The organism is Streptomyces javensis (assembly GCF_039525925.1).
Lineage (GTDB): Bacteria > Actinomycetota > Actinomycetes > Streptomycetales > Streptomycetaceae > Streptomyces > Streptomyces asiaticus.
In genome coordinates this window covers 1-16,689 of the sequence record NZ_BAAAIF010000075.1, presented here as the reverse complement: position 1 = coordinate 16,689, position 16,689 = coordinate 1, and the positions used below count along the sequence as shown (strand labels likewise).

At 72.8% G+C, this 16,689-nt stretch carries 18 protein-coding genes and 1 riboswitch; of the genes, 7 read left to right on the top strand and 11 right to left on the bottom strand.

Annotated elements, in window-relative coordinates; translation table 11 throughout:
* Nucleotide 1: 1 nt before the first annotated feature.
* The gene (ctaD, locus tag ABD329_RS40180) at nucleotides 2-1,666 is read right to left on the bottom strand and encodes an aa3-type cytochrome oxidase subunit I (RefSeq protein WP_198279103.1); all 1,665 of its coding nucleotides are present in this window, start codon (nucleotides 1,664-1,666) and stop codon (nucleotides 2-4) included.
* 104 nt (nucleotides 1,667-1,770) lie between these two features.
* Between ctaD and ABD329_RS40175 the strand changes: the two genes are divergently transcribed.
* Both ABD329_RS40175 and ABD329_RS40170 read left to right on the top strand, forming a co-directional pair.
* On the top strand, nucleotides 1,771-2,367 hold the full coding sequence (locus ABD329_RS40175; protein ID WP_198279104.1) for an RNA polymerase sigma factor: 597 nt from the start codon (nucleotides 1,771-1,773) through the stop codon (nucleotides 2,365-2,367).
* A complete protein-coding gene (locus ABD329_RS40170) occupies nucleotides 2,364-3,341 on the top strand; it encodes a CU044_5270 family protein (protein WP_344317698.1) in 978 nt (325 codons plus the stop codon). Before ABD329_RS40175 ends, ABD329_RS40170 begins: the two co-directional genes overlap by 4 nt.
* Nucleotides 3,342-3,474: 133 nt before the next feature.
* Here ABD329_RS40170 and ABD329_RS40165 read toward each other — a convergent pair whose 3' ends face one another.
* Nucleotides 3,475-4,263: an Fpg/Nei family DNA glycosylase gene (locus tag ABD329_RS40165; RefSeq protein ID WP_198282075.1), complete on the bottom strand. Its 789-nt coding sequence runs from the start codon at nucleotides 4,261-4,263 to the stop codon at nucleotides 3,475-3,477.
* 85 nt (nucleotides 4,264-4,348) lie between these two features.
* Here ABD329_RS40165 and ABD329_RS40160 point away from each other — a divergent pair, with 85 nt between their 5' ends.
* Nucleotides 4,349-5,503 carry a PP2C family protein-serine/threonine phosphatase gene (locus tag ABD329_RS40160; RefSeq protein ID WP_198282076.1) on the top strand — a complete coding sequence of 385 codons (1,155 nt, stop codon included), beginning with the start codon at nucleotides 4,349-4,351 and terminating at the stop codon, nucleotides 5,501-5,503.
* Between the two features lie 115 nt (nucleotides 5,504-5,618).
* Nucleotides 5,619-5,765: riboswitch (SAM riboswitch) on the top strand.
* 347 nt (nucleotides 5,766-6,112) lie between these two features.
* The gene (locus ABD329_RS40155; protein WP_344317697.1) at nucleotides 6,113-6,979 is read left to right on the top strand and encodes a glutathione S-transferase C-terminal domain-containing protein; all 867 of its coding nucleotides are present in this window, start codon (nucleotides 6,113-6,115) and stop codon (nucleotides 6,977-6,979) included.
* Nucleotides 6,980-6,998: 19 nt separating this feature from the next.
* Here ABD329_RS40155 and ABD329_RS40150 read toward each other — a convergent pair whose 3' ends face one another.
* A complete protein-coding gene (locus ABD329_RS40150; protein ID WP_246618703.1) occupies nucleotides 6,999-7,940 on the bottom strand; it encodes a LysR family transcriptional regulator in 942 nt (313 codons plus the stop codon).
* A gap of 73 nt (nucleotides 7,941-8,013) precedes the next feature.
* Between ABD329_RS40150 and ABD329_RS40145 the strand changes: the two genes are divergently transcribed.
* Nucleotides 8,014-8,187, top strand: coding sequence for a hypothetical protein (locus ABD329_RS40145; protein WP_198278970.1), 174 nt, complete (start codon nucleotides 8,014-8,016; stop codon nucleotides 8,185-8,187).
* A 34-nt stretch (nucleotides 8,188-8,221) separates the two neighbouring features.
* Here the strand turns inward: ABD329_RS40145 and ABD329_RS40140 are convergent, their stop codons facing one another.
* The 8 genes from ABD329_RS40140 to ABD329_RS40105 form a co-directional block, all read right to left on the bottom strand.
* A complete protein-coding gene (locus ABD329_RS40140) occupies nucleotides 8,222-8,965 on the bottom strand; it encodes a Mut7-C RNAse domain-containing protein (protein ID WP_198278969.1) in 744 nt (247 codons plus the stop codon).
* A 65-nt stretch (nucleotides 8,966-9,030) separates the two neighbouring features.
* Complete coding sequence (locus ABD329_RS40135) at nucleotides 9,031-9,900, bottom strand: YihY/virulence factor BrkB family protein (protein ID WP_198278968.1); 870 nt, start codon at nucleotides 9,898-9,900, stop codon at nucleotides 9,031-9,033.
* Between the two features lie 150 nt (nucleotides 9,901-10,050).
* On the bottom strand, nucleotides 10,051-10,917 hold the full coding sequence (locus ABD329_RS40130; RefSeq protein WP_344317696.1) for a MauE/DoxX family redox-associated membrane protein: 867 nt from the start codon (nucleotides 10,915-10,917) through the stop codon (nucleotides 10,051-10,053).
* On the bottom strand, nucleotides 10,914-11,549 hold the full coding sequence (locus ABD329_RS40125) for a cell wall protein (protein WP_198278967.1): 636 nt from the start codon (nucleotides 11,547-11,549) through the stop codon (nucleotides 10,914-10,916). Before ABD329_RS40125 ends, ABD329_RS40130 begins: the two co-directional genes overlap by 4 nt.
* Nucleotides 11,550-11,562: 13 nt before the next feature.
* On the bottom strand, nucleotides 11,563-11,985 hold the full coding sequence (locus ABD329_RS40120; protein WP_020866287.1) for a septal ring lytic transglycosylase RlpA family protein: 423 nt from the start codon (nucleotides 11,983-11,985) through the stop codon (nucleotides 11,563-11,565).
* A 96-nt stretch (nucleotides 11,986-12,081) separates the two neighbouring features.
* A complete protein-coding gene (locus tag ABD329_RS40115) occupies nucleotides 12,082-13,239 on the bottom strand; it encodes an acetyl-CoA C-acetyltransferase (protein WP_198278966.1) in 1,158 nt (385 codons plus the stop codon).
* 24 nt (nucleotides 13,240-13,263) lie between these two features.
* A complete protein-coding gene (locus ABD329_RS40110) occupies nucleotides 13,264-13,908 on the bottom strand; it encodes a TetR-type transcription factor C-terminal domain-containing protein (RefSeq protein ID WP_198278973.1) in 645 nt (214 codons plus the stop codon).
* A gap of 129 nt (nucleotides 13,909-14,037) precedes the next feature.
* Nucleotides 14,038-14,826, bottom strand: a complete 789-nt coding sequence (locus ABD329_RS40105; protein ID WP_198278965.1) for an SDR family oxidoreductase — start codon at nucleotides 14,824-14,826, stop codon at nucleotides 14,038-14,040.
* A 72-nt stretch (nucleotides 14,827-14,898) separates the two neighbouring features.
* Here ABD329_RS40105 and ABD329_RS40100 point away from each other — a divergent pair, with 72 nt between their 5' ends.
* Nucleotides 14,899-16,089 (top strand): acyl-CoA dehydrogenase family protein, encoded by a 1,191-nt coding sequence (locus tag ABD329_RS40100; protein ID WP_198278972.1) that lies wholly within the window; start codon nucleotides 14,899-14,901, stop codon nucleotides 16,087-16,089.
* A 55-nt stretch (nucleotides 16,090-16,144) separates the two neighbouring features.
* A partial coding sequence (locus tag ABD329_RS40095; protein ID WP_344317695.1) for an acyl-CoA dehydrogenase family protein occupies nucleotides 16,145-16,689 on the top strand: 545 nt, incomplete at its 3' end.

The window sequence follows — 16,689 nt, the reverse complement described above, 5'->3', positions numbered from 1 at the left end:
CTCACGCCACACTCTCCTTCTGGCCGACATCGGGATGGTGCAGATCGAACGCGGGGGATTCGGAACGGATCTTCGGCAGGCTGACGAAGTTATGGCGCGGCGGCGGGCAGGAGGTCGCCCATTCCAGCGAACGTCCATAGCCCCAGGGGTCGTCGGTGACGACCTTCTCGCCGTACTTGGCAGTCTTCCAGACGTTGTAGAGGAACGGCAGGAACGACAGGCCGAGGACGAAGGAGCTGATGGTCGAGATGGTGTTCAGGGTGGTGAAGCCGTCGGCTGCCAGATAGTCGGGAATTCTGCGGAGCATTCCCTCGGCGCCGAGCCAGTGCTGCACCAGGAACGTGCCGTGGAAACCGAGGAAGAGGGTCCAGAAGGTGATCTTTCCCAGTCGTTCGTCCAGCATCTTGCCGGTGAACTTGGGCCACCAGAAGTGGAATCCGGCGAACATGGCGAAGACCACGGTGCCGAAGATGACGTAGTGGAAGTGGGCGACCACGAAGTAGGTGTCCGAGACATGGAAGTCCATCGGCGGCGAGGCCAGGATCACGCCGGTCAGACCGCCGAAGACAAAGGTGATGAGGAAGCCGACCGCCCAGAGCATCGGGGTCTCGAAGCTCAGCGACCCCTTCCACATCGTGCCGATCCAGTTGAAGAACTTGATGCCGGTGGGCACGGCGATCAGGAATGTCATGAAGGAGAAGAACGGCAGCAGCACACCGCCGGTGACATACATGTGGTGCGCCCAGACGGTGACCGAAAGGCCCGCGATGGAGATCGTCGCCGCGATGAGCGAGATATAGCCGAACATCGGCTTCCGGGAGAACACCGGAATGACCTCGGAGATGATGCCGAAGAACGGCAGCGCGATGATGTACACCTCCGGATGGCCGAAGAACCAGAAGAGGTGCTGCCAGAGCAGCGCCCCGCCATTGGCCGCGTCGAAGATGTGCGCCCCGAATTGGCGGTCCGCCTCCAGGGCGAACAGCGCCGCCGCGAGCACCGGAAAGGCCAGCAGCACCAGCACACCGGTCAGCAGCACATTCCAGGTGAAGATGGGCATGCGGAACATCGTCATGCCCGGAGCGCGCATGCAGATGATCGTGGTGATGAAGTTGACCGAGCCGAGGATGGTGCCGAAGCCGGAGAGGGCCAGACCCATGATCCACATATCGGCGCCGACACCCGGTGAGCGGACCGCGTCCGACAGCGGGGAGTAGGCGAACCAGCCGAAGTCGGCCGCGCCCTGCGGGGTCAGGAACCCGCCCACCGCGATCAGCGAGCCGAAGAGGTACAGCCAGTACGCCAGCATGTTCAGCCGCGGGAACGCCACATCGGGCGCACCGATCTGGAGCGGCATGATCCAGTTGGCGAACCCCGCGAACAGCGGGGTGGCGAACATCAGCAGCATGATCGTGCCATGCATGGTGAACGCCTGGTTGAACTGCTCGTTCGACATGATCTGCGTACCCGGACGGGCCAGCTCGGCGCGCATCAGCAGCGCCATCACCCCGCCGATGCAGAAGAAGGCGAACGAGGTGATCAGGTAGAGCGTGCCGATCGTCTTGTGATCGGTGGTGGTCAGCCATTTCACGGCCGTGGCCCCCGGCCCGGGGCGGCGCGACGGCGGGGCGGCCGGCGCCGCCGCGACAACGGTGTTGTTCCTCATGACCGCTAGGTGTCCGGCACCCCGTGGATCATCACTCCGGTGGCCGGTCGGAATCGCCCGCCGCGAGGTGTGATGATCTGCGGTGTGCCGGACACCTTCGGATCATGAGCACCGACGACGCCTTCGACGCCGCCTACCGTGAGCATTACTGGGCGGTCAGCCGTTTTGTGGCACGGCGGCTGGACGACCAGGCATGGGACGTCGAGGAAGTGGTCGCCGAGGTCTTCGCGGTGGCCTGGCGGCGCCGGGCCGAACTGCCCGAGTCACCACTGCCGTGGCTGTACGGAGTGGCCCGGCACTGTCTGGCCAACACCGTGCGCGGCAAGGGCCGTTACCGCAGACTGCTGCTCAAACTGGGCCACCACGAGGTGACGCGCGGCGGGCGCACCGTGGCGAGCCCGGACGCCGAGCGGCCGGGCTCCTGGGTGCTGGAGGCGCTGTCCCGGCTCGCCGAGGCCGACCAGGAGGTGCTGCGGCTGACGGCGTGGGAGGAGCTGACCGTCGAGGAGCTCAGCACCGTGCTGGGGTGCGGCCGGTCCGCCGCGGCGATGCGGCTGCACCGGGCGCGGCGGCGGCTGCGGGAGCAGATAGAGAACCTGCGCCGGGACGACCGGGTCTCGGTGGGGTGCACGAGCGGCAAGGGCGACAGGGCCCATAGCGCTGACCGGGCCGGCGAGGCCCACAAGGATGGACACGCATGACCGACGAACTGGATCTGCTCCGCGAGGCCAACCCCGTGTCCGCCGACACCGGCCCCTGGCGGGACCGGCCGCTGAACGCGCGCGCCGAGCTGCTGCTGCGGCGGCTGCCGTCCCAGGACCGGGGGCGCCGTACCGTCCGGCGCGTCGTCTGGAGTCTGGAGGCCGCGGCGGCCGCGACGGTCCTCGCCCTCGCGCTGACCGTCTCGGGCACCCCTTCCTCCGCGGTGGCCGCGTCCAGACCAGTGCCGCTGGTGGCGCATGTGTCCCGGGCGGACGTATCGCTCACCGAGATCGTGCGGCGGGCGCGGGCGGCGGCCGAGGAGTCCCCGGGGAGGAGCGAGCGGGGCAGCCATTTCCAGAGCTGGGCGCTGAGCATGAAGTCGGGCGAGGACGCGGTGACGCTGCCCCGGGAGTCGCTGACCCGCTGGAACGCGGACGGCAGCGGTTCCACGCTGGAGGTGGCCACCGATCCGCGCCATCCGGGCCGCCCGGTGATCGAGGACGGACCCCCGCCGCGTACGGTTCACGACGGCAAGGTGCTGAGCGAGGAGCGCTATCCGCCCGGTATCAACGGCGCCAACGAGAGCTATTTCGAGGACCCCCCGACCGGTGCGTCCGCGCTGCGCGAATATCTCGCCGTCTGGACCCCGGACGCGGACCGCGACCCGGCGGAGCTGCTGTCGGCCGTCGGGTCCTTCCTCACGGTGTGGACCCCGGGACCGCGCCAGCGGGCGGACATCGCCACCCTGCTCTCCGGACTGGAGGGGCTTCGCCCGGCGGGCAGGGTCACCGACCGGCTCGGCCGGGAGGGGCAGGGGTTCCGGTTCACCGGCACCCCCGGTGGCCGTTATCTGATCGTCCTCGACCCGGACGACGGCAGGGTGCTGGACATCGAGGAGACGTTCACCCGGGACGCTCCCGAGTACCGGGTGAAGGCGGGCGATGTGATGTCCTACACGGCCTATATCTCCTGACCACCGGCGGCGTCGGGAGGGGCGGGCGAGGCGCGGGGGCGCGATCGGGGCGCGGGGACGCGGGGACGCGGGGACGCGGGGACGCGATCGAGGCGCGGGGGCGCGGGCGGGGTAGGGGTGGCGCGGGCGGACGTCAGGCGTCCTCCCGCTGGCAGTGGGGGCACCAGAGACTGGTCCGCCCCGCGATCCGGCCGCGGCGCAGCGGATTGCCGCAGCGGGGGCAGTGCGGATCCGGATCGTCACGCCGCCCGGTGAGCCAGTCCGGGTCGTCCGGTACCCGCCCCGCCCGTACCGAGGCGCGCAGCACCTCGCGCAGCGCGCCGTGCAGCCGATCGCGCTCGCCTTCGGTCAGCGCGTTCACCGGCCGCCGCGGGTGGATCCGGGCGTGCCACAGGATCTCGTCGCCGAGCAGATTGCCGAGTCCGGCGATCACGGCCTGGTCGGTCAGGGTGGCCTTGACGCGTCCGCGCCGCCCCTCCAGCAGCCGGTCCAGATCGGCCCGGCTCAGCGAGAGCGCGTCCGGGCCCTGGTCACCGATGATCCGGTCGATGTCGTCGTCGGTGGCGGCGAGCCAGATGCCCTTGAGCTTGCGCTGGTCCTCGTAGCCGAGGCGGTGGCCGTCGTCGAGGTCGAAGGCGACCCGCTGGAACCGGCCGGCCGGGTCGGAGTCCGCCGCGCAGACCAGCCGTCCGGTCATGCCGAAGTGGAGCACGACCGTGGGCCCGTCGGTGGGGGCGATCAGCCACTTGCCGTGGCGGCGCGGTGCCGCGAAGCGGCGGCCCTTGAGGTCGCGCTTCAGCCGCTGCGCGGTCACCCCGTGCAGCACCCCCGGATCGGCCACCTCCGCCCGCTCGACGCGGCGGCCCTCGGCGCAGGAGGCGAGCGTCCGCCGGAATCCCTCGACGTCCGGAAGCTCGGGCATAGCGTCAGGCTACGCCCGGGGCCTCCGTCGCGCGTTGTGGAGAGCGCCCCCGTTCGGGGGTCTTCATCGGATAAAGTACCCAATTATGCGATTCATGCGCGCCGCCCCGGGGGTGAGCGGTCGCAACCAGACGCTGTTCGCGATCACACGGTGTCTGCCGTTCCTGGTCCTGGCGGCGGTACTCGGCATCGAGCTCTCCCCCGCGCACACCCTCTACACCGGCCCCCTGCTCTCCCCGGCGCCGGCGCTGGCGGCGGTGACCATGGGGCCGGTCGGCACCGGCGGGGTGGCGGTGCTGGCGGGCGCGGTCAGCGCGATCACCGCCATCCACAACGACGCCTGGGGCACCCCGCAGGTGTACACCAATCTGCTGGCCCTGCTGGTGGTGGCGGTGGCGAGCGTGGCGACCAGCGCGGTGCGGGTGCGCCGGGACCGCGAGTTGGCCCATATCCGCCGGATCGCGGAGGTGTCCCAGAACGTGGTGCTGCGGCCGCTGCCCGCCCGGATGGGCGTGGTGAACACCGCCAGCGTCTATCTGGCGGCCGAGCGCGGTGCGCAGATCGGCGGGGACCTCTACGAGGCGATGTGCACCCGCTACGGAGTGCGGCTGATCGTCGGCGATGTGCGGGGAAAGGGGCTGGCCGCGGTGCGGTCCGCCGCGGCCGTGGTGGGCGCCTTCCGGGAGGCGGTGCACTACGAACAGGACCTCGCCGAGGTGATGCACCGCTGTGCGGCCGCGCTGGCGCGCGAGTACGAGCTGCTGGACCGCTCCCAGCTACAGGATCCGCAGGAGCTCGAGGAGCAGTTCGTCACCGTGCTCCTCGCCCAGGTGACGGACGATTCGCTGGTCCAGCTGATCAACCGCGGCCATCCGCCGCCCCTGGTGATGCGCGAGGGCGAGGTGCGCTCCCTGGACCCGGCGCGCCCGCTGCCGCCGCTCGGCCTCGAGGAGTTCCTCGGCCCTTCCGCGATCGGCGTCGAGACCTTTCCGTTCCTGACCGGTGACCGGCTGTTGCTGCACACCGACGGGGTGGTCGAGGCCCGCAACAACGACAACGAGTTCTTTCCGCTGCACCGGACCATGGAGACGCTGGACCGCGCCACCCCGTCCGAGTACCTGGACGGGCTGCGCCACGCCCTGGTCCGGCACACCGAGGGGCGGCTGGCGGACGACGCGGCCATGGTCCTCATCGAGCGGGACACCGGCGGCGCGGACCGGCCGTTCCGCCGAGCCGGTTGAGCCACCTCCGAGCCCGTTGCGCCAAGGCGCCGTACATCCGCCGTACCGTCGGCCGGTGTTGGCCGCTTCGGCATGGGTTGACGCCCTCGCGGAGCGCGACGACACTGTCAGGGACGGTCACGATTGTCAGCGCCCGCCGTGCGGAACCCCCGCTCAGGCGGGTCATCGGCCCCGGCTCGTTGACAGGCAACCCTTCTCCCGCGACGGGGTGCCCCCGGGTGACGACCAGGTTCCGTCGGCGTGGACGGGACAAGCGCGGTCTCGCTGCCTCGCGAGCCCCCGATGATGGGATCGGTGGAGATGCCCAGGACCGACAGCCACGGGGACGGCGCCCGCCGGCGTTCCCGTCCGTTGTCCCCGCTCCGCCGGCTCCGCCTCCTGACCAGACGGCTGCACATCGATCTGCTGCGCATCTGTAGCGCCTCCAGTCCAGCTCTCTGAGTCGGCCCGAGTCGACACGGTCACCGAGCGCGGTCCCGCGCGCCGGGGGGTCGGGTGTGTCCCGGCCCCGCCCCGGCGGGTGCCCCGCGCGGGCTTCCCCTCCGTCGTGCCACCGGCGCCGCCCTCGACCGGCGGTGGCCGGGGCTTCCGCCACTGCCTTGGAAAGCCATGTCCGAGACGTTTCCGGTCAGTTCAGGTCCTGCCGCTCTTCTCGAACCCGACCCCTGCTCACCCCGCCCCCGGATCGCCCCGCCCGCACCTCCGCACCGCTTCCGCAGCCGCATCGGCGTCGACCTCGCCGGTGGCTTCTATCCGGTGCCGCATCGCTATCGGCTCTACCTCTCCGCGAGCTGTCCGCTCTCACTGCGCGTCTCCATCACCCTCGATCTGCTCGGGCTGCGGGACACCGTGGCCACCACCCTCGTCGGGCTCCCGGACGACACCCCCGAGGCGTACGCCGCGCTGCGCGGGGCCTACGAGGCCACCTGGCACCGCTACAGCGGACCGGTGGACGCTCCCGCGCTGTGCGACGGCTGGACCGGACGGGTCGTCAGCAATCACACGCCCGACATCCTGCGCGACCTCGCCGGCCATCTGAGCGATGGCAGCGCTGCCGGACGCCCCCGGCTGCGCCCGGCGGCCCTCGCCACGGACATCGACGCCCTCCGGGACCTGCTCGACGCGGACGTCATCCACGCCGCCCGGCAGGCCGGGACGGCTGGCGTGGCGGAGTGCCGGGACGCGGCGCTGGAGCGGCTGCTGACCGCCCTCGGCCGGCTCGACCGCGGGCTGACGGCCGCGCCGTACGCCCTGGGCGAGGAGCTGACCGCCGCCGATGTGGACCTGTGGGTGGCCCTGGTCCAACTGGACACCGAGCACCGGCCCCTCCTGGACGCCGACGCGGCCGACCGGGTCTCCCGCCATGGGCAGTTGCGCGCCTATGTGCGCCGGCTGCACGCCCATCCGGCCTTCCACACCACGCTTCCGGAGGCCCTCCAGGACGAGGCGTCCCGAGAGGGCGTCGAGGTGTCCTGAGGGGCGGCACGGTGAGCGGTCAGGCGGCGGATCGGGGCCGGTCGTCCGGGCTCTGATGGTGGCGCACCGCCTCTTCCAGCGCCGCCATCCCGAGGTCGATCAGCGGATTCCGCCGACTTCCCCGGCGCACACAGGTGAGGATCCGCCGCGTCGGCACGTTCTCGCCCGCCACCGGCACCCGTACCACCGCCTGGCCCGCCGGACCCTCGGCCAGCCGCGGGATGAGCGAGACGCCCAGCCCGTTCCCGACCAGCGACCAGACCGCCGACCAGTGGGTGGCGGCGTGCACGATCCGCGGTGAGAACCCGGCCGCCGCGCACAGCACCCGCACCCGCTGGGCGTGGTCGCAGGTGCCCGGGTCGGAGACGATCCAGTCCTCGGCCGCCGCCTCCTCCAGCCGCACCGACGCCGCCCCCGCCAGCCGGTGGTCGGCGGGCACCAGCAGGATGTGCGGCTCCTCCAGCAAGAGGCTCTGCTCGAACCGCGCGTCATCCGGCGGCGGCCCGCCCTCGATGGGCTCCACGACCGCGATATCCACCTCGCCCGCCACCAGCAGGTCCATGCTCTCCGCGGTGTCGCACTCGCGCACCCGCACCAGCAGGTCCGGGTGGCTGTGCCGCAGCCGCCCGGCCGCGGGGGCGATCAGGCCGCTGATCGCGGTGGTGAAGCCCGCGATGCGCAGCGGTCCTGCCATGCCCGCCCGGTAGGACTCCAGCTCCGCCCGCGCCTCCTCCCACCGGGCCAGCAGATCGTCGGCGTGGTCGATGAGCAGGTGCCCGGCCGGGGTCAGCCGGACGCCGCGGCCGTGCGGCTCCAGGAGCGGGACCTTGAGCTCGCGCGCGAGCTCCCGCATGTGGTGGGAGACCGCGGACGGGGTGAGGTGCAGGGCCTCGGCGGCCGCGGTGACCGTGCCCTGCTGGCGCACCACCCGGAGCATATGAAGCCGGCGCAGGTCAATCATGCAATCATTTTGCACATACGACCCGCAAAACATGCAATGGACCTGAACGGTCGTCCGGCGCCATCCTGCTGCTATGAACACCGACACCCACACCATCGTTTCCCGGCACACCACCAGCGAGGGCGTCGTGGTCTGGAGCCGCTGCGCCTGCGGAAGGCTCCAGATGGCCCTCATCCCCTACGGCGCCCGCGGCAAGGGACTCACCGCGGGCGGACACGACTTCCACTGCCCCCGCTGCGGCGGTTAGCTCCGCTCTTGCGGCGCGGCGCACGGCCGGGCGCTCAGGACAGCGCGGACCGCGCGCCGCCGAACTCGCCCATCGCCCCGGCCACGATGGCCTCCAGACGGGCGTGGTGGGCTCCGCGCCAGTAGACCCGCTCACAGACCGTGCAGCGTGCGAAGACCTCGTAGGTGCGCCGGGTGCCGTGCTGGAGCCGCTCCCGGACCGTCTCCTTGTCGGCGTCCTCCAGCGGCCCGTTGCAGGCGGTGCAGCGGGTCCAGGGCGCCAGGCCCGGGGTGAACCGGCCGAGGACGTCGCGCAGTTGCTCATCGGGGCGGTCGCTGTAGACATACGCCCCGGCCCACAGCTCGCGGCGGCGCAACAGCCCCCGGTCGCGGGAGAGCAGCACCCGGCGCTGGGCGGCGGAGCGCGCGGCCAGTTCGGGGTCGCCGATGTCCTCGCTCTCGTACGCGGCGTCCACGCCCAGCAGCCGCATCCGCCGCGCGAGCGTGCCCAGGTGCACATCGAGCAGAAAGCGCAGCGGCGCGCCCGGCACCCGCTGCGGCCGGACGACCGGCTGGACCTCCACGGTCTCCCCCGCCCCCGGCACATGCGAGACGGTGGCCTCCTCGCCGTTCACCAGCAGCCTTCCGACCTCGGTGAGCGGCACCCCGAGCGACTCGACCACATGGCCGAGGGTGGAGACGCCGTCGGTGACGACGGCCGTCCAGGGGCGGCGCCGCTCGGGAACGGCGAAGAAGCGCAGTTCGGGAGCGAGGCTGAGGTGGATTTCGGGTCCGTTCACACCGCCAGCATGCCAGCCGCCCCCGGTCCGGGGCGACGGCGTTTCGGTACGGTGCGGGCCGGGCGTCACTCCGGCGGTCCGGCCGCCTTGGCACGGTCGCGGCGCCGCTTGCGGCGCCAGGCCACCATCCGCAGATAGTCCTCGTGCAGCACCCGCCCGACGAGCGCCCCGCCGAAGACCACGTAGCCGACGCCGACCAGCCAGGACTGGACGACCAGGACGGTGCCGACCGGGCCGTAGGAGACCGTGCTGGAGGCGATCAGCGGGGAGAACACCAGCTGGGAGAAGACCCGCAGCCCCAGCAGCCCGATGCTGGTGGCCAGCGCGCCGGGCAGCAGGGCGCCCCAGCTGATCCGCCCGCCGAGCAGCAGATACTGCGACCACCAGAAGAACAGCAGCGTGCCCAGCGCCGCCACCAGGACCCGGGAGAAGCCGGGCGCCAGATGGGCGGAGAGCAGCAGATAGCAGATCAGCACCACAAGCCACACCAGATGGCGCCAGACGGTGTGCCAGCGGCCGGCCGGCAGCTCCCACACCTTCTCGTAGCCCACCTGGAGCACCGTGCCGAAGCGCAGTCCGAAGATGGCCAGCGTGGCCAGACCGAAGGCGGTGGTGGACTCCAGCGCCTGCTTGGGCGGGGCGAACAGCCGCTGCACCTCGTCCCGTGAGGTCGAGGTGAGCCCGAGGCCCTCGGCCAGCCACTGGGCGAAGCCGAGCCGGTTCACCGGGTCGGCCGCGGCGACCACGATCAGCAGGGGCACCAGGGTGAGGAAGCCCAGGGCGGCGAAGCCCATCGCGCGGTGCAGCAGCTCGAATTCGCTGCCCCGGCGCCATCCGCGTCCGATCGCGGACCGGTCGAACGCGTCCTCCAGCCGTCGCCACCAGGGCCAGGACCTGGGCCCTCGGGAGCCGGACGCGGACCGATTCTCGGACATACCCACTCCCCTACGCGCGCCACCGGCTCGACCTGGGCAGTGCCGTCCAGGCTACTCGGGGTGGTGACGTTCCGCCGGGAGCTCCGCCGGGCGTCCACCCGGAACACCTGTGCGGTGTCCGGGTGTCCGTCGGTGGCCGCTCGGCGGGCCTCACGCCGTGGCCATGACCGGGGCCCCGCTGTCCGCGTCGATGACGCTGACCCGGACGGCGGGCTCGCGCACCGTGTCCAGGCTGGCCCCGGCGTCCACCGCGAAGAGCACCAGCACGGGCCTGGCGGCCGGGCCGCCCCCGTACACCCCGGCGAATTGGAGGATGCGCCAGCCGCCGTCGTCCCAGTGGTCCAGCAGCGCGGAGCGCACCACTCGGGAGACGCTCTGCCAGGCGCGCGAGCGCTCCAGCAGTTCGACGGTCGCGGCGACCGGGACCGCCGTCCGCGCTCGGGTCGCGGCGAGCGGATGGCCGGTGATCCGCAGCCGCAGCCGGCGCAGCGGCGTCCGCCAGCGGCGGTCGGGATCGGCGGAGAGGGCCGTCAGGGCCGCCGCGGCGGCGAGGACCAGGCACGCCGCCGCGGCCGGACGGCGGGCCGCCGCGGTCCACCAGGGCTGCTGGGCCAGGGCCGCCGCGGCCCCGCCCGCGAGGACCGCGGCGGCGCGGACGAAGGCGCGCCAGGTGAGGGGGGTGTCCGGCCGTGCCGTACAGCCGCAGGAGGAGCCGGGCGCGGCGGCGCGGGCGTAGCCGAGATAGCCGAGGAAGCCCGCGCCGAGGAAGGCGGCCGCCGCTCCCGGGAGCGGGCCGGGGGGCGGGGCCAGCAGCGCGGCGGCGAGGAGGAGTTCCACCGCGCCGAGGGCGCGGTGGGCGAGCGCGGCGCGGCCGCCGTCGCGCAGCAGCCGCGCGAGCGCGGTACGGGGCGCCTGCCGGGCGGTGCCCCGGCCGATCAGCTTGCCCGCACCGGCCGAACCCAGCATCCCGGCGAGTACCAGCGGTGCGAGGTCGCGGACCAGGGCCAGGGCGCTCACCGCCGCCTCCCCGCGCCGGGGGCGACCGTGACCCGGACCAGGTCCACGGAGCCGTCGGACGGCCGCCACGCGCCCAGCACCTGGGCGCTCTGCCCGATGGTGAGCCGGGACAGATCGGCGGTGGGCGAGGCGGTGCCGTACGCGGCGCTGGTGGTCTCCGCCATGAGGTTGCCGACGATCTCGTGGTGCCCGTGCGCGAGGTGCAGCCGGGTCTTCTCGATACCGCGGATGGTGGCGTCGAGGTTCACGATGTTGACCCACACCGCGTCGGCGGCGAGGGTGCCGTCGGGCAGCGGGACGCCGCGGGCGTAGAGTCCGTCGCCGGTCTCGATGTCGGCCGCGGTGGTGGCCCGGGCCTTCCAGACGCTGGTGGCGCCCGTGACCCGCACCCGGGAGTGGTCGCCGTAGGAGCCCGCGACCGCCAGGACGTCGCCGTTGATCGCGGTGATCCGCCCCTCGGCGAAGGCGCTCTCGGCGACCGCCGGGTCCAGTGGGCGTATCGGCGCGGCGAAGGCGGCGTCGGCGTCCACCGCGCCCAGGGCGGTGGCCCCGACCACGGTGGCGCCGTGGAGGGCGGCGGCGGTGAGGAAGCGGCGGCGGTCGAGGGGGGTGCCGGTTCGGTACGCGCTCATGGCCGGGCCCGCCTCATTCGAAGATGGAGACCGGCAGGGTGCCGGAGCTCAGACTGCCGATGGCGGAGAAGGCGGCGGGGGTGAGGTCGATGACCCTGTTTGTGCGGCAGACCCCGTCGCAGCAGGTGGACTCGGAGCAGAAGCCGCGGGTGCGCGGGCCGCAGTCGCTGACGGTGACACAGACGCTCGCGCCCGAGCAGTCATGGCGCACCTTCATCACCGAGCCGCAGCCGCGCCGGGGTATGTCCTCGCCGCACAGGTCCGGCCGGGTGATGTCCCAGCACGCCTTGGAGGCGTTGGGCCAGGCGGCCTGGAGGGCGCTGGACCGGCAGGTGCCGCACGCGCCGCCGCCCGCGGAGGCGCACGGACCCCAGGCGCTGCCACAACAGAACCAGGTGGCCTCGCCGTTCCAGAGCTTGGTCGATCCGCACGCCATGGCACTGTCCTCCCGGCCTCGGTCCCGCCCTCGGAGCAGCACCATCATCCGCGGGGCCGGGCGCGGTCGCCACGGGAAGGCGTCCGGTCGGAGTCCTCACAACCGCTCGACGATCGTGACGTTCGCCTGGCCCCCGCCCTCGCACATCGTCTGCAATCCGTAGCGGCCGCCGGTGCGCTCCAGTTCGTGCAGAAGGGTGGTCATCAGCTTGGCGCCGGTGGCGCCGAGCGGGTGGCCCAGGGCGATGGCGCCGCCGTTGACGTTGACCCGCTCGGGGTCGGCGCCGGTCTCCTTCAGCCAGGCCAGGACGACGGGGGCGAACGCCTCGTTGATCTCGACCAGGTCGATGTCGCCGATGGTCAGCCCGGTCTTCTTCAGCGCGTGGGCGGTCGCCGGTATGGGCGCGGACAGCATCCGGATCGGGTCCTCGCCGCGCACCGACAGATGGTGCACCCGGGCGCGCGGGGTCAAGCCGTGCTGCCGTACGGCCTGTTCGGAGGCGAGCAGCAGGGCCGCGGCGCCGTCGGAGACCTGCGAGGAGAGCGCGGCGGTGAGCCGCCCGCCCTCGATGAGCGGCTTGAGCGCGGCCATCTTCTCCAGGCTGGTGTCCCGGCGCGGCCCCTCGTCCACCGAGACGTCCCGGAACGGGACGGTCTCGCGGTCGAAGCGGCCCTCGTCGATGGCGCGCAGCGCCCGCTGGTGCGAGCCCAGGGCGAACTCCTCCATGGCCGCGCGGGTGATGCCCCACTTCTCGGCGATCAGCTCGGCGCCGTAGAACTGGCTCACCGGCCGGTCGCCGTAGCGCGCCCGCCATCCCTCCGAGCCCGCGAAGGGGCCTTCGGTGAGTCCCAGGGACTCACTGGCTTTGCCGCTGGCGAAGCCGATGGGCACCATCGACATGTTCTGCACCCCGCCCGCGACCACCAGGTCCTGGGTGCCGGAGAGCACCGCCTGGGCGGCGAAGTGCAGGGCCTGCTGGGAGGAGCCGCACTGCCGGTCGACGGTCACGCCCGGGACCTCCTCCGGGAGCCCGGCGGCCAGCCAGCAGGTGCGCGCGATGTCCCCGGCCTGCGGGCCCACGGTGTCCAGACAGCCGAAGACGACGTCCTCGACGGCGGCCGGATCGGCGCCCGAGCGCTCCATCAGCGTGCGCAGGACATGGGCGCCGAGGTCGGCGGGGTGGACGGAGGCGAATCCGCCCTTCCGCCGCCCCACCGGCGTCCGCACCGCTTCCACGATGTATGCCTCGGGCATGGCAGCTCCTTGAGGTCCCTCAGGTCATGACGGTCTTACGGTCGTTGTGTCGTGCCTGGTGTCCGGTCTTGAGGTGTCTGTATCTCCGCGCGGGGTGATGCCGTCCAGGACCATCGACAGATACTGGCGGGCGATCTCCTCGGGGCTGTGCAGGCCGCCCGGCCGGTACCACGAGGCGGCGACCCACACCGTGTCGCGCAGGAAGCGGTACGCCAGCCGGATGTCGAGGTCGGCGCGGAAGACCCCCTCGGCCACTCCGCGCTCCAGCACGCCCAGCCACGCCCGCTCGAACCGCCCCTGCGATTCGCTGAGATAACGGAAGCGCGGCTGGGTGGCGAGGTGCTGGGACTCCTTCTGGTAGATCGCGACGGCGGCGCGGTGCCGGTCGATCTCCCGGAAGGACTCGGTGACGAGCGCCTCGACGGTCTCGCGGGGGCCGAGTCCGGCGGCGAGCACCTCGTCGTACCCGGCCCAGAGCTCGTTCAGGAAGGTGGAGAGGATCTCGTCGACCATCGACTCCTTGGAGTCGAAGTGGTAGTAGAGGCTGCCCGCGAGCATCCCCGCCTCGTCCGCGATCCGGCGGACGGTGGTCGCGTTGTACCCCTGGGCGGCGAAGACCTCCGCCGCGGTCGAGAGCAGTTCGCGCCGTCGCTCGGGAGACGGGGTCACGGTCGTCTTCTTCTCGCTGTTCTTCTTGTCGCTGTTCTTCTTCTCGCTGTTCTTCTTCTCGCTGTTCTTCGCGCTGTTTCCGGTGGAAGCGCGGTTCCTGGTGGAATTCGGCACGTGTCCATTCTCGCCTCATGGGTGCTGGCTGCTCACGGACACCGTCTCGCCCGTCATGTACGACGAATAGCCGCTGGCCAGGAAGACGATGACGTTGGCCACCTCCCAGGGCTCGGCGTACCGGCCGAACGCCTCGCGCTCGGTGAGCGCGGCGAGCAGTTCGGGGGTGGTGACCTTCACCAGATGCGGATGCATGGCCAGGCTCGGCGAGACCGCGTTGACCCGCACCCGGTACGCGGCGGCCTCGACCGCGGCGCAGCGGGTGAGCGCCATGACGCCCGCCTTGGCCGCCGCGTAGTGGGCCTGACCGGCCTGGGCGCGCCAGCCGACGACCGAGGCGTTGTTGACCACGACACCGCCGTGGCCGCCCGCCTTCATCCGGCGCAGCGCGGCGCGGGTGCAGCGGAACGTGCCGTTCAGGGTGACGTCGATGACCTTGTCCCACTGCTCGTCGGTCATCTCGGTCAGCAGGGCGGTGCCACCGAGCCCGGCGTTGTTGACCACCGCGTCCAGCCGTCCGTGGCGCTCCTCGGCGAGGTCGTACAGCGCGGCGATCTGGGCCTCGTCGGTCACATCGCTGACGCGTCCGGCGACCCGCTCCTCGCCGAACTCCCCGGCGAGCGTGGCCACCGTCTCCTTGAGCCGGCGCTCATGGGCGTCGCCGAGGACGACGCGCGCGCCCTCCTCGAGGAACCGGCGGGCCGTGGCACCGCCGATTCCGGTGCCCGCGGCGGCGGTGATGACTGCCGTGCGACCGGTAAGGAGGCCGTGGCCGGGGACGTACGGCGCCTTGTTGTCCGTCACGACGCCACGGTAACCTACCAAACACTTGTTAGGGAACCCATCGACGAAGCTGATGGAGGGGGTGCCGTGCCGATGGACCTCGATCTCACCGAGCGGCAGTCGGCGTTCCGGGCCGAGGCCCGGCGGTGGCTGGCCGCCCACACTCCCGCCGCTCCCCTCCCCTCCCTGGAGACCGCCGAGGGGTTCGCGGCGCACCGCGCCTGGGAACGCGTCCTCGCGGCCGACCGCTGGTCGGCGGTGACCTGGCCCGAGGAGTACGGCGGCCGGGGCGCGTCGCTGATCGAGTGGCTGCTGTTCGAGGAGGAGTACTACGCGGCGGGCGCGCCCGGCCGGGTGAGCCAGAACGGGATCAGCCTGCTCGCCCCCACCCTCTTCGAGCACGGCAGCGCCGAGCAGCGCGCCCGGATCCTGCCGCCGATGGCGCGCGGCGAGACCATCTGGGCCCAGGCGTGGTCCGAACCCGAGTCGGGCTCCGACCTCGCCTCGCTGCGTTCCACCGCCCGCCGCGCCGACGGCGGCTGGCGCCTGAGCGGCCAGAAGACCTGGTCGTCCCGGGCCGCCTTCGCCGACCGCGCCTTCGGCCTGTTCCGCAGCGACCCGGCGGCGGACGCGCCGCACCGGGGGCTGACGTATCTGATGTTCGCCCTGGACGCGCCGGGTGTGACCGTGCGCCCCGTCGGCCGCCTCGACGGCAAGCCCGCCTTCGCCGAGCTCTTCCTGGACGAGGTGTTCGTCCCCGACCAGGACGTCATCGGCGAGCCGGAGCAGGGCTGGCGCATCGCGATGAGCACGGCGGGCAACGAGCGCGGGCTGACCCTGCGCAGCCCCGGCCGGTTCACCGCGGCGGCACGGCGCCTGGTGGCGCTGTGGCGGGAGCGGGCGGACGGGGCCGGGAGCGCTGCGGGGATCGAGGCGGCCGCGCTGCGCGACCGGGTCGCGGACGCCGTGATCGGCGCCCGCGCGTATGAGCTCTTCGCCTACGCGGGCGCCTCCCGGCCGGCCGAGGGCGGCTCGCTCGGGGCGGAGTCCAGCCTGAACAAGGTCTTCTGGTCGGAGCTGGACATCGCCCTCCACGAGACGGCCCTGGACCTGCTGGGCCCCCACGGCGAACTGTCCGACGCCGCCGACGACCCGGACGCGCCCGGCCCGTGGTCCGACGGCTACACCTTCGCCCTGGCGGGCCCGGTCTACGCGGGCACGAACGAGATCCAGCGCGACATCATCGCCGAGCGGCTGCTGGGCCTGCCGAAGGGACGCCGATGAGGGTGACGGGCCGGTGGCAGGTGCCGAGCGCATCGGCCGACGAGGGGGCGCCCGGATGAGGTTCACGCTGGATCAGGCGCAGACGGACTTCGGCCGCACCGTGGACCGGATGCTCGGCGGGGCCGACACGCCGCGCGCCGTCCGGGCCTGGGCGCGCGGCGAGCACGCGCCGGGGCGCGCGGTGTGGGGGCGGCTCGCCGACGCCGGGGTGACCGGGCTGGCCGTACCGGAGGCGTACGAGGGCGTCGGGCCGCTCCCCGTCGAGCTGGGCGTGGCGTATGTCGCGGCGGGGCGGCACGCCGTGCCGGGGCCGCTGGCCGAGACGGCCGCCACCGCGGTGCTGCTGGCCGCGCTCGCCGAGAGCGGCACGGCGCGGGGCGGGCAGGTGGCCGGGGACTGGCTGCCCCGGATCGCCAACGGGCGGGCGCTGGTGACCCTCGCGGCGGCCGACGGCGGGCCGTACGCGCTGGACGCGGACGCCGCCGACGCCGTCTTCGCCGTCGCCGGCGAGGAGCTGTGGCTGGCCACGGGGCACGGGCCGGTCCAGCCCTCGTTCGACCCGGCCCGGCGGCTGGCCCGGCCGCTGCCCGGCGGTGAGCC

Coding starts and splice junctions, on each gene's coding strand:
- ABD329_RS40175 (WP_198279104.1), top strand. CDS start 1,771: ATGAGCACCGACGACGCCTTCGACGCCGCCTACCGTGAGCATTACTGG.
- ABD329_RS40100 (WP_198278972.1), top strand. CDS start 14,899: ATGGACCTCGATCTCACCGAGCGGCAGTCGGCGTTCCGGGCCGAGGCC.
- ABD329_RS40170 (WP_344317698.1), top strand. CDS start 2,364: ATGACCGACGAACTGGATCTGCTCCGCGAGGCCAACCCCGTGTCCGCC.
- ABD329_RS40165 (WP_198282075.1), bottom strand. CDS start 4,263: ATGCCCGAGCTTCCGGACGTCGAGGGATTCCGGCGGACGCTCGCCTCC.
- ABD329_RS40155 (WP_344317697.1), top strand. CDS start 6,113: ATGTCCGAGACGTTTCCGGTCAGTTCAGGTCCTGCCGCTCTTCTCGAA.
- ABD329_RS40160 (WP_198282076.1), top strand. CDS start 4,349: ATGCGATTCATGCGCGCCGCCCCGGGGGTGAGCGGTCGCAACCAGACG.
- ctaD (WP_198279103.1), bottom strand. CDS start 1,666: ATGAGGAACAACACCGTTGTCGCGGCGGCGCCGGCCGCCCCGCCGTCG.
- ABD329_RS40120 (WP_020866287.1), bottom strand. CDS start 11,985: ATGGCGTGCGGATCGACCAAGCTCTGGAACGGCGAGGCCACCTGGTTC.
- ABD329_RS40125 (WP_198278967.1), bottom strand. CDS start 11,549: ATGAGCGCGTACCGAACCGGCACCCCCCTCGACCGCCGCCGCTTCCTC.
- ABD329_RS40135 (WP_198278968.1), bottom strand. CDS start 9,900: ATGTCCGAGAATCGGTCCGCGTCCGGCTCCCGAGGGCCCAGGTCCTGG.
- ABD329_RS40150 (WP_246618703.1), bottom strand. CDS start 7,940: ATGATTGACCTGCGCCGGCTTCATATGCTCCGGGTGGTGCGCCAGCAG.
- ABD329_RS40115 (WP_198278966.1), bottom strand. CDS start 13,239: ATGCCCGAGGCATACATCGTGGAAGCGGTGCGGACGCCGGTGGGGCGG.
- ABD329_RS40145 (WP_198278970.1), top strand. CDS start 8,014: ATGAACACCGACACCCACACCATCGTTTCCCGGCACACCACCAGCGAG.